The 11,063-nt window shown below is 63.7% G+C and carries 14 protein-coding genes; 9 read left to right on the top strand and 5 right to left on the bottom strand.

The window, feature by feature from the left end:
• Both ACVC7O_RS16795 and ACVC7O_RS16800 read right to left on the bottom strand, forming a co-directional pair.
• The gene (locus tag ACVC7O_RS16795; RefSeq protein WP_458323264.1) at positions 1–558 is read right to left on the bottom strand and encodes an NnrU family protein; all 558 of its coding nucleotides are present in this window, start codon (positions 556–558) and stop codon (positions 1–3) included.
• A 4-nt stretch (positions 559–562) separates the two neighbouring features.
• The gene (locus ACVC7O_RS16800) at positions 563–1,420 is read right to left on the bottom strand and encodes an HpcH/HpaI aldolase/citrate lyase family protein (RefSeq protein ID WP_458323265.1); all 858 of its coding nucleotides are present in this window, start codon (positions 1,418–1,420) and stop codon (positions 563–565) included.
• Positions 1,421–1,753: 333 nt separating this feature from the next.
• Here ACVC7O_RS16800 and ACVC7O_RS16805 point away from each other — a divergent pair, with 333 nt between their 5' ends.
• A complete protein-coding gene (locus tag ACVC7O_RS16805) occupies positions 1,754–2,086 on the top strand; it encodes a hypothetical protein (protein WP_299674042.1) in 333 nt (110 codons plus the stop codon).
• Between the two features lie 61 nt (positions 2,087–2,147).
• On the opposite strand, the gene ACVC7O_RS16810 is transcribed toward ACVC7O_RS16805, so the two are convergent.
• A complete protein-coding gene (locus tag ACVC7O_RS16810; RefSeq protein WP_458323266.1) occupies positions 2,148–2,903 on the bottom strand; it encodes a sulfite exporter TauE/SafE family protein in 756 nt (251 codons plus the stop codon).
• A gap of 180 nt (positions 2,904–3,083) precedes the next feature.
• Here ACVC7O_RS16810 and mdh point away from each other — a divergent pair, with 180 nt between their 5' ends.
• On the top strand, positions 3,084–4,046 hold the full coding sequence (gene mdh, locus ACVC7O_RS16815) for a malate dehydrogenase (RefSeq protein ID WP_458323267.1): 963 nt from the start codon (positions 3,084–3,086) through the stop codon (positions 4,044–4,046).
• Between the two features lie 55 nt (positions 4,047–4,101).
• On the opposite strand, the gene ACVC7O_RS16820 is transcribed toward mdh, so the two are convergent.
• Positions 4,102–4,731, bottom strand: a complete 630-nt coding sequence (locus tag ACVC7O_RS16820) for an outer membrane protein (protein WP_458323268.1) — start codon at positions 4,729–4,731, stop codon at positions 4,102–4,104.
• A 103-nt stretch (positions 4,732–4,834) separates the two neighbouring features.
• Positions 4,835–5,626, bottom strand: a complete 792-nt coding sequence (locus tag ACVC7O_RS16825) for a LytTR family DNA-binding domain-containing protein (protein WP_458323269.1) — start codon at positions 5,624–5,626, stop codon at positions 4,835–4,837.
• A 257-nt stretch (positions 5,627–5,883) separates the two neighbouring features.
• Here ACVC7O_RS16825 and sucC point away from each other — a divergent pair, with 257 nt between their 5' ends.
• The 7 genes from sucC (at position 5,884) to sucD (ending at position 10,808) form a co-directional block, all read left to right on the top strand.
• Positions 5,884–7,077 (top strand): ADP-forming succinate--CoA ligase subunit beta, encoded by a 1,194-nt coding sequence (gene sucC, locus ACVC7O_RS16830; protein WP_458323270.1) that lies wholly within the window; start codon positions 5,884–5,886, stop codon positions 7,075–7,077.
• A gap of 3 nt (positions 7,078–7,080) precedes the next feature.
• Positions 7,081–7,599, top strand: a complete 519-nt coding sequence (locus ACVC7O_RS16835; RefSeq protein ID WP_458323271.1) for a hypothetical protein — start codon at positions 7,081–7,083, stop codon at positions 7,597–7,599.
• Positions 7,596–8,114 carry a hypothetical protein gene (locus ACVC7O_RS16840; protein ID WP_458323272.1) on the top strand — a complete coding sequence of 173 codons (519 nt, stop codon included), beginning with the start codon at positions 7,596–7,598 and terminating at the stop codon, positions 8,112–8,114. The genes ACVC7O_RS16835 and ACVC7O_RS16840 overlap by 4 nt, the downstream gene beginning before the upstream one ends.
• Entirely contained in the window at positions 8,111–8,554 is a 444-nt protein-coding gene (locus tag ACVC7O_RS16845; protein WP_458323273.1) for a hypothetical protein, read from the top strand. Before ACVC7O_RS16840 ends, ACVC7O_RS16845 begins: the two co-directional genes overlap by 4 nt.
• Positions 8,551–9,042, top strand: a complete 492-nt coding sequence (locus ACVC7O_RS16850) for a hypothetical protein (RefSeq protein ID WP_458323274.1) — start codon at positions 8,551–8,553, stop codon at positions 9,040–9,042. The genes ACVC7O_RS16845 and ACVC7O_RS16850 overlap by 4 nt, the downstream gene beginning before the upstream one ends.
• Entirely contained in the window at positions 9,039–9,854 is an 816-nt protein-coding gene (locus ACVC7O_RS16855) for a glycosyltransferase family 25 protein (RefSeq protein WP_458323275.1), read from the top strand. Before ACVC7O_RS16850 ends, ACVC7O_RS16855 begins: the two co-directional genes overlap by 4 nt.
• Before the next feature lie 66 nt (positions 9,855–9,920).
• Positions 9,921–10,808 carry a succinate--CoA ligase subunit alpha gene (gene sucD / locus ACVC7O_RS16860; RefSeq protein WP_458323276.1) on the top strand — a complete coding sequence of 296 codons (888 nt, stop codon included), beginning with the start codon at positions 9,921–9,923 and terminating at the stop codon, positions 10,806–10,808.
• Positions 10,809–11,063: the final 255 nt, after the last annotated feature.

An 11,063-nucleotide genomic window follows, 5' to 3' on the forward strand; every position in this document is an offset into this window, starting at 1 on the left:
TCAGACAGGGAACGGCCAGACGCCGAGCCAATTGTGGATCGCGGCGACGAGGCCGAAGAGCACGAGGCTGATCACCGCGAGGCGCACGTAAGTGGCCGTGCCCGCCTGCTCGGGTGGTGTCCAGTCGGGCTCGGCCTTGTTGATCAGGATCACCGCCCCCACGGCCCAGCCCAGCAAGCCGCCGAAGAGCAGGATCGAGGCCAGATCGCCATTGACCAGAAGGTGCGAGACGGCCCAGATCTTGAAGCCCGTCAACTGCGGATGGCGGATCTTGTACGCGGGCCAGGCCTTGGCCGTCTTGGCCGCACTGGAGCCATAGACCCAGAAGGCCAGCAGCATCAGCGTATTGTTCACATGCACCATGAAGCTGGGAGGATACCAGACGGGGATGAACTCCGCCCCGCGGTAGCCGATGATCATCAGTACCAGCCCCGCGACAACGCCGACGGCCACCAGTCCCTTGCCCGGATCGCCGAGCGCGGCGCGGCGCTCGGGTGCCAAACGTTTGAAATAGTGAACGAGGGTCCAGAGGATCAGTCCGGCGATGATCAGGGCCATTGGCTTACTCCGCGCTAAGAGCTGCTATCGCATCCATCTTTGCCAGTGTTTCGCGCGCGGTTGCAACATGAAGGTTCTCGACGATCCGCCCGTCCACAACCGCCACCGCCTGCCCCGCTGCAATCGCCTCGTCATATGCGGCGATCTGCCGCCGGGCGAGGTCGACCTCATCCTCGGTGGGCGAGAAGGCCGCGTTCGCCACGTCGAGCTGCGCCGGGTGGATCAGCGTCTTCCCATCGAACCCCATGTCCCGACCTTGGGCACACTCGGCGGCAAGTCCCTCGGCATCCTTGAAGGCGTTGAACACACCATCGATGATTGCAAGGCCATGCGCCTTCGCCGCAAGCAGGCACAGGCCGAGCCCTGTCATCAGCGGCAAGCGGTCCGCGCGAAAACGCGTGCCCATGTCCTTGGCCAGGTCATTCGTGCCCATCACCATGCCCTGACAGAGCGGATGCGACGCGATCTCGGCGGCGGCGAGCATGCCCAGCGGCGTCTCCATCATTGCCCAAAGCGGTGTGTCCCCGGTGATCTCGGCCAAGGCATCAAGCTGGGCCGGACCATCGACTTTTGGCAGCAGAACCGCCTCCGCACCCATCTTGGCCGCCGCGGCGGCATCCTCCGCGCCCCACTCCGTGTCGAGCCCGTTGATCCGCACAATTTTTAGGCGCTCCCCGTAACCACCGATGCCAAATGCCTCCGCCAGCGTGGTCCGCGCAGCGGGTTTTTCATCTGGAGCCACCGCGTCCTCGAGATCAAATATGATCGCATCGGTTTGTAATGTCCGGGCTTTTTCCAGCGCACGGGGTCTGGAGCCGGGAATATAGAGAACAGAGCGCAACGGGCGCTGGAGGTGAGACATGGGTGAAACTCCAGGTTCATCGGTATGATCACAAAATTGCGCGGAATGGGGCATTTTTTGAAACAAACTGCAAGAGTATTTGTGCCGCAATGCAGCAAATTTCGAATTATCTACATCCGCGGACGGCCGATTAACCATTACTTCAAACCTCCAGCCGATGCTGCAGGCGTCGAATATTCGGGATAATACCGCGTCGGCTCGGCCGCTGAACGCACCCTCCCCCGGATCAGATCGGCGCATAACTTGAACCGGGGCCGCCCGGTCATCACCGGTAAAACCGGTTGGGCCAGATGACAGCGGGTGCCGCCTTTTGAATTGAAGGCAGACACGAGTATGAAACGCACAACCAAAATCCTGCATTTGGGGGCACTCAGCGCGGCAGCCGCTCTCTACATCGCATCAACAACCGATGCAGCGGCGCAAAACGCCCGCAACTGCGCCCCCCGCGACGCCGTGATTGACCGGCTTGCGGAAGGTTACGGAGAATCCCGCCAATCCATGGGTCTGGGCGCCAACAACGCTGTCGTCGAGGTCTTCGCCTCTGACGAAACCGGCACATGGACGATCACGGTCACCACGCCCAACGGGCTGACATGCCTTGTGGCCTCCGGCCAGTCCTATGAGACGCTGGCAGAAGCTCTGCCCGCCAAAGGCAACGACGCCTAAACGATGTAAGGTGGGCCGGCGGCCCGCCTGATATCCTACCGGGCGCTGAGGCCATAAACAGTCAGGTCAGCCCGTCCCAGATCAGCTTGAGCCCCGTGAGGCTCAGCAGCACATAGGTCAGCCCGAAGAACAGGCGTTCGGGCACCATCCGATGGGCTCGCACGCCCAGCCACGCCCCGAACACCGCAAACGGGGCGAGCGCGAGATTGGCGAGACCCGTCTGCAGCGTGAACATCCCCAGGAACGCGTAGGGGATGAATTTCGCGATATTGACAACCCAGAACACCAGCACCGTGGTCGCCTGATACTGGGTCTTGCTCAGGTTTTTCGACAACAGGTAGACGGCGGCAGGTGGCCCACCCGCATGGCTGACAAAGCTGGTAAACCCCGCGACCAGCCCGGCCAGCCCACCGGCCCATCTGGGCAGCTGCCGGGCGCTCCGCACTGCCGCACGGCGCGCAAAGAAAAGCTGCCACAGCACGAAGCCCAGCGAAATCACCCCAATCAGAACGCGGAACACATCAGGTTCGGCGATCTTGTAAAGTGCGGCCCCCAGGGCCACGCCGGGCAAGCCTCCCAGGATCAACAGAAGCGCCCCCTGCCCATCCCATTTGCGCCAATAGGGACCAAGCGTCGCCACGTCGATCAGCATCAACAGCGGCAGCATCACCCCCAGCGCCAGACCTGGCTCGACCACAAGCGCCAGAACACTGGCCGAGGCGAAGGCCGCGCCCGAACCAAATCCACCTTTCGAGACGCCCGCAAAGATCACCGCAGGGCCAGCGATCAGGAAGAACATCCAGTCGAGGGTGAGCATCGCGTGGCCTTTCCCGCTGCTGCACAGGGTGTGCCCTGTCCGCGGGCGCCTGCCACGCGATTCGGCGCCTCCAGATCACGACACCGCGCGCCCGAACACAACCACCCGAGCAAACTTGCGCAATCTCGCGTTAATGGGTAGCAGGGGGCGCAACTTCAACCCAATGCGGAGCATATTTCCATGGCAAGACCCAAAATCGCGCTGATCGGCGCCGGTCAAATCGGCGGCACGCTCGCCCACCTGGCGGCGCTGAAGGAGTTGGGCGACGTTGTCCTGTTCGACATTGCCGAGGGCACGCCCGAGGGCAAGGCGCTCGACATCGCGGAAAGCGGACCCTCCGGCAAATTCGACGCGGCCCTCTCGGGCACGCAGTCTTACGAGGATATCGCGGGTGCTGATGTCTGCATCGTGACCGCCGGTGTGCCGCGCAAGCCGGGCATGAGCCGCGACGATCTGCTGGGCATCAATCTCAAAGTCATGAAATCCGTGGGCGAAGGCATCCGCGATCACGCGCCCAACGCATTCGTCATCTGCATCACCAACCCGCTCGACGCGATGGTCTGGGCGCTGCGCGAATTCTCGGGTCTGCCCCATGAGAAGGTCTGCGGCATGGCGGGCGTGCTCGACAGCGCGCGCTTCCGCCACTTCCTCGCCACCGAATTCGACGTGTCGATGAAGGATGTCACCGCCTTCGTACTCGGCGGGCACGGCGACACCATGGTGCCGCTCGTCCGCTATTCCACGGTCGCTGGCATCCCCCTGCCCGATCTGGTGAAGATGGGCTGGACCACGCAGGAGAAGATGGACGCCATCGTGCAGCGCACTCGGGACGGCGGCGCCGAAATCGTTGGCCTGCTGAAGACTGGTTCCGCCTTTTATGCGCCCGCGACATCGGCCATCGAGATGGCGGAAAGTTACCTCAAGGACCAGAAACGCGTGCTGCCCTGCGCGGCCTATGTGGACGGCGCTTATGGGCTGAAAGGCTTCTACGTGGGTGTACCCACCGTGATCGGCGCGGGCGGTGTCGAGCGGATCGTCGAGATCTCCATGAACAAGGACGAACAGGCGATGTTCGACAACTCGGTGAGCGCGGTCAAAGGTCTGGTCGAGGCCTGCAAGGGGATCGACAGCACGCTGGCTTGAGGCCTCGGCGATACTCGGTAAGAGGGGCGGGCCACGGGACCCGCCCTTTTTTCGTTCAGAACCGGAAAGCCACCCCGGCGACGAGATCCAGCGTATCGTAGTCCGTGGTCAGTACCTGGCCCCCGTCGCGTTCAAGGTCCGGCGATCCGGCTGTGAAATACCGAAGCTCTCCATAGAAGGAGACCCGGTCCGACACCGCATAGCGCGCGCCGGCCATGATCTGGGCCGCGAACACGCCGCTGTCGGAATACTCGCCCGCGGCACTTCCGCCTTCGATATCGAAATCGATCTCGGTGGCGACGCCGAGACCAGCACCGACGTAAGGCTGCCAGGCCGACCGCGTCGCAAACTGGTAGTACCCGTTGATCATCAGCGATGTGGACGCCAGATCACCCCCGCTGCCAGCACCGCCCGAGAAGTCGCTCGCGTCGCCCGTGCGATAGGCAAACTCCAATTCCGAGCGCCAGGGGCTGCCGCCGTAATCATAACCAAGGGCCAGGCCGGCCATGGCGCCGCTGTCATAGTTGAGCGTCGTCGTGCTGCCGCCCAGAGTGAAATCATCGCCCTGCAAGGCCGAAACACCCCCAAAAAGCCCACCGTAAAATCCGGCGCCGTCCTCCTGCGCCTGCGCCGTCGTCGCGGCGCAGCACAGCACCGCCGCCCGCATCAAGGTCTGAGATATCATTCGCTTCCTACTCCATGTTGCCTCGTAAGATGAGGCAAGGATGGGAGGTGTGCGGGCCAAGACCAGCGGCTTTGCACGAGTGGGCAGATAGATGCATGAGTGGTCAGGGGGCCACGGGCAGATGATCGTCGATCTGTTGGCGAAACCGGCGGCTGACGGGCAAAATCCGCCCGCCGGTCAGATGGCACAGACCCTCACGACCTGCCCGCTCCACCCGGTCCACGTGGGCCAGAGCCACCCAATGTGAGCGATGAATTTGAAGTCCCCGACCTGCGGGTTGGTCCTGCACGGCCTTGCCGAACGCATAAAGGATCAACGCCTCGCCCTGTACGGTGTAGACGCGCAGATAATGAAGCTCCGCGCTGAGCGCGACCAGATCACGTCCAATATGCGGTGGGACCTTGGCCCAGAAGCCCGGCGCGGGCTGCGCTGGCGTCGGAGGCGCAGGCAGCCGCAGCAGGCGCGTCGCGTTCAGCGCAAGCCAGGTGATCGTCACCACGGGGGCCAGCGCGATCCATTCGCCGACGAGTGCGGCACCGAGCGGCTCGCTGATATCATCGGTCAGATCGGCGACACCCAAAACGCGGTCCAACCCCAGCGCCAGTGGGGCGAAAGCCGCTGAGCCCAGAAGGCCGCCCAAGGCGACCTGCGCCACGGGCGGCCAGCCACGCAGGCGCGGTAAGCGGTGCAGGCCCAGCTGCGCGGCCTGTAGGCAGAGCAGCGCGCCGCTCACATGCGTGGCCCAAAAAAGCACAACCCCAGCGGCAGGCAAGCCGTGCGACGGGCCTGGGTCCAAGAGAACGAAAAGAACCACCAACACCGCGCCGCTCACCAGCAGAAATCCGGGCCAACTCGTGCGCGGATCAATGTGTTGAAGACGGGTCAAACTGGTCATGGAAAATCTCGACACGGCACCACAGAACGGCAGCACAAAGGTCTACGGTCAAGGCGCGCGTCCGGTTCATTTATGTCCGTGCCACAAGTGAGTCGGCCAACGAACGATTATTTTGTGATCACAGCTTTTTTGCGTGTGATCACAAAATGCAGATTTCCCGCACCTAACTGCAATATCAGGCGAAAACTGTTTACCTCACAGCAATACCTTATCGTATACCGGCAGGGAAACCGATCCAACAGCACGGGACCCTTTCGATGAACATCCACGAATATCAGGCAAAAGCATTGTTGCGCAGCTATGGCGCGCCGGTCTCCGATGGTCGCGTGGTCCTGCGCGCGGAAGAGGCCAAGACAGCCGCCGGTGCGCTCGATGGGCCGATGTGGGTGGTCAAGGCGCAGATCCACGCCGGTGGGCGCGGCAAGGGTTCCTTCAAGGAGGCCGACGCGGGCGAGAAAGGCGGCGTGCGCCTGACCAAATCCGTGGAGGAGGCCTCCGAAGAGGCCAAGAAGATGCTGGGCCGCACGCTCGTCACGCATCAGACCGGCCCGGCGGGCAAGCAGGTCAACCGCATCTATATCGAAGACGGCTCGGGCATCGAGACCGAGCTTTACCTCGCCCTGCTGGTCGATCGCCAAACCAGCCGCATCTCCTTTGTCTGCTCGACCGAAGGCGGCATGGACATCGAGGAAGTGGCCGCTGAGACGCCTGAGAAGATCCTTAGCTTCTCCGTCGATCCGGCCACCGGCTATCAGGCCTATCACGGGCGCCGCATCGCCTTCATGCTGGGGCTGACCGGCAAGCAGATCAAGCAATGCGTCGGACTGATGGGCACGCTCTACAAGATGTTCATCGAAAAAGACATGGAGATGCTCGAGATCAACCCGCTGATCGTGACCGACACGGGTGAGCTCAAGTGCCTCGATGCGAAGATGGGCTTTGACGGCAACGCGGTCTACCGCCACCCCGACATCGCCGAGCTGCGCGATGTGACCGAGGAGGACCCCAAGGAACTGGAAGCCTCGAAATACGACCTCAACTACATCGCGCTTGATGGCGAGATCGGCTGCATGGTGAACGGCGCGGGCCTCGCCATGGCGACGATGGACATCATCAAGCTCTACGGCGCCGAGCCTGCCAACTTCCTCGACGTGGGCGGCGGTGCTACCAAGGAGAAGGTGACCGAGGCCTTCAAGATCATCACCTCAGACCCCAATGTGAAGGGCATCCTGGTGAACATCTTCGGCGGCATCATGCGCTGTGACGTGATCGCCGAGGGCGTGGTTGCCGCCGTCAAGGAAGTGGGCCTGAAGGTGCCGCTGGTTGTCCGGCTCGAAGGCACCAACGTGCAGCAGGGCAAGGATATCATCAACAACTCCGACGTGGATGTGATCGCCGCCGATGACCTGAAAGACGGCGCGCAGAAGATCGTGAAAGCGGTCAAGGGCTGAGCCGTGCGACCTGCCCGCCTGACGGCGTGTGCGGCCCTTCTGGCCACCGCCACGCCTGCAGTCCCTCAGAGCTTCGAGGAAGCGGTCTGGGCCAACACTAGCCTGGCCTTGCAATACTGCCTGTCGGACGGTGTCGCGGGCGCGACCCGTGCGGCCTGGTTCCGGCAGGCAGGGTTCAACGAATCCGTTGATCGCAGCACGGTGAACGCGGACACGACCCATATCTTCACCGCCCCCGCCGATACTGTGCAGATCGAACTCTACTATGGCGAAATGCCCCAACACTGCATCGTGACCACGCAACACATGGGCGTCACGCAAGGCAGTGTTCTGCTTGACGGGCTGGTGCCGCAGATTTTCCCGGGTTTCGCGCGCCGTGTCGTGCCCGGCACCGGGGCAAACTGCGTGACCTATGAAGATCCGACCAACCCCATCGGTTTGGCGATCGGCGTCTCCTCCGCCGGAAATCAAGGCTGTGCAGAGGACGGCACCGCCGTCTTCTACAGCACGTATCGGGTGTGATGCGCGGGGTCGGGCTCATATCCGCCTGTCTGGCGCTTGCGGGCTGTTCTGCGAACGGCGTGTCCTCTGACACCGCCGAGTTGCGCAACATGTGGCGCGGCAATCTCGTGCCCAAATCGAGCCCTGCCTTGATGGTGAACGCCTTTGAGCGCTTCTGCACCACCGGCCCGAGAGACGACGCTGCCCTGCGTGCAGCGGGCTATGTGCCTTTGCCCGAGCGCACGCCCGGCGCCCGCGCCTATGTGATCGACGACAGCCGCCCGGCCGTGGCCGTCTCCGACACCATGTGCCTGGTCCAGGCGGCATCACGCACGGGTCAGACCACGCGCTTCCAAAACTACGTCACCGCCACGTACCCCGGCGCGCGCGAAATTGACCCCCAACCGCTGGGCGCAAACATCGAGCAGGCCTGGTCTCTGCCCACCAACCCACCCGCGCTGATCGCCACGGAACGCACCGTGAGCGTCGGGTGGTACAGCTATGCGCTGATCCTCTTTCAGCCGGAGGCCATATGATCCGGCGCGTGCTCCTCTGCGCTCTGCTGCTGGCCGGCTGCGACCAGCCTCTGGAGCAAACCGCCGACACGCCTGCGTCACAGCCTGTGACACGCTCCGCCACTGCCGGTCCGGGCCCGCAGTTGGTCGCGCCCGCGCAAGCGACGGCGCTCTACAGCGATCTCTGCCTCGCGACGGCACCCACATTCGATGCGCTGCCAAACCTGATCGAGCCGCCCTTCGTCCAGCACAGCCGCACCGGCACCTACTATCATCCGCAACTGAACCTTTCGGTGAAACTGGTGGATCTCTCTGGCGATCTCTACTGCTCGATGGTGTTCGAGACCGCCGCCTCCGAGGCTGAGGTGCGCCGCAGCTTTGCAGCTCTCGCACCAGACATCGCCGTTCAGGACAGCGACACAGATGGCTATTTCGGCATCAAGCTGAGGGCGGGCGCATGACGATTGGTGCACCCCATATCTGCGCAGCGATGCTTGTGCTCGCCAGCGCTCACGCTGGCCTTGCGGACCCCATCAGCAGCTTCAACGCGATCTGTTTCAAGGCGGGACAGACAGCGGAGGAGGTGCAGACAAACATGCAGGCGCGCGACGGCGCCCCGCTGCCCTACACGCTGATCTTCTGGGACAAGACGCTGGCACCGGCCCCGGGCATGCCCGACGTGATCGAGCGGCGGTGCGAGGTCGCCTTCGATGGTGATCACATCGAGGCCGCCATCGCGGCGCTGCGCGAGCAGATGGCCACGCCCCCGGTCTTTGGTATTCCGATTGACCTGCCCCCGACCCACGCGGCTGAGGACGGCACGGCGCTCATCGAGGGCCGCGAGCTGCTGCGAGGGCGCATTGCGGTGGTTCATGTGGGCACGCGGGCGGGCCAGACCTTCATGGCGGTCGACCGGCTGCCGGCCGATTGGGAGGCGTTTGTGCAATGAGCCCGCTTTTGCATATCGAGATGATCAACCTCGCCCGCGCCGAGGAGCGCCGCGCACGGATGCAGGCGGAACTCGCGCAGGCCAGTGTCGAGGCGCAATTCCATCCAGCCTTCGACATGCGCGAACACCCGCGTGAAGAGATGCTGCGTCACTGCCAACCCGACGGGCCGTGGGGCCTCTTTCACGACAGCAACATGGCGATCACCATCAGCCATGCGCAGGTCTGGGAGCGGTTCCTCGCCTCTGATGCCAAACTCTGCCTCGTGATGGAGGACGACATCTTCATCGCCCCCGAACTGGGTGCCTGGCTCGACGATCTCAGCTGGTGGCCCGCTGATGCAGATATGGTCAAGCTCGAACGCTGGCGCGCGCGCAGTCTCAAGGTGCTGCTGGGCCGGAGCAGCGGAGATTATCGCGGGCGCCGCATCTCGCGCCTCCTGTCGCGGCACGTGGGTGCGGCTGGCTACATCCTGACCCGCGATGCGGCGCGGAAGTTCCTTGCCGAGCGCCCATTCGATCTCACCATCGACAACCTGCTTTTCAACTTCAACGCCTCCCCGGTGGCCCGCGCCCTTAAGGTCTATCAAGTGCAGCCCGCGCTCATAGAACAAGGCAACGAACCCGACGGCGTCGCCCTGCAGACCGCGACCCGCTACCGCCCAAAGGGGCTCGCCCTGCTGCGCCAGAAACTCAAGCGCGCTTACTACGAACTCGCCTACCCCCTGCCCACGCTGCTGCGCGCGCTCACCGGGCGTGCCAAGCTGCACCAGATCACCTTTCACGCACAACCCGGTCCGGAGGCCAAGCAATGAGCCACTGGACCGCCCCAACACCCGCCGACCTCGGCGTCTGAAATTTGTAAGTCAAAAGGACACACCATGGCCGTACTCATCAATGAGACCACCAAAGTCATCTGTCAGGGTCTGACAGGATCGCAGGGCACGTTCCACACCGAACAGGCCATCGCCTATGGCACCCAGATGGTCGGCGGCGTGACCCCCGGCAAAGGCGGCCAGACGCATCTCGACTTGCCGGTCTTCAACTCGGTGCATGAGGCTAAGGCCAAGACCGAAGCGAACGCCTCCGTGATCTACGTGCCGCCGCCCTTCGCCGCGGACTCCATTCTGGAGGCCATCGACGCCGAGATGGAGCTGATCGTCTGCATCACCGAAGGCATCCCCGTTTTGGACATGATGAAGGTGCAGCGCGCGCTGGAAGGCTCGTCTTCGCGGCTCGTCGGCCCGAACTGCCCCGGCGTGATCACGCCGGACGCCTGCAAAATCGGCATCATGCCCGGCCACATCCACAAGCGCGGCTCCTGTGGGGTGGTTTCGCGCTCCGGCACGCTGACCTATGAGGCGGTCAAGCAGACGACCGATCTGGGGTACGGCCAGTCGACGGCAGTGGGCATCGGCGGCGACCCGATCAAGGGGACCGAGCATATTGACGTGCTGGAGATGTTCCTCGCCGATGACGAGACCGCGAGCATTATCATGATTGGTGAAATCGGCGGCAGCGCCGAAGAGGATGCAGCGCAATTCCTGGCAGATGAGAAGAAGAAGGGTCGCTGGAAGCCGACGGCGGGCTTCATCGCGGGCCGCACGGCTCCTCCGGGCCGCCGCATGGGCCACGCCGGTGCGATTGTCGCCGGTGGCAAGGGCGGCGCCGAAGACAAGATCGAGGCCATGCGCGCCGCCGGGATCGTGGTGGCCGACAGCCCTGCAACGCTCGGCGAGGCCGTGAAAGAGGCGATTGAGAAGGGGTGAGGACCGATCTGAGCATACGTGAGGCAAACGCGCCAGTGGCGCGTTTGAGGTCCGAACGGGCGGAGCCCCGGGCAAGTCTCAGCATGTGTGCTGCAAAGGCCCGACGGATTGGCAAGCCGTCCGAACCAGTTGAGACCCGACTTATGACCTACCGTCAGACCTATACACTGAGGGCAGCCCCCGGCCGCGGGCACGAGGCTGAAAGCCCCGCCCGGGGGGGGCGGTCGGGGGCTGCCCGGCGGTGCCGCCGGGCGG

The sequence above is a fragment of the Roseobacter cerffii genome (assembly GCF_054226325.1).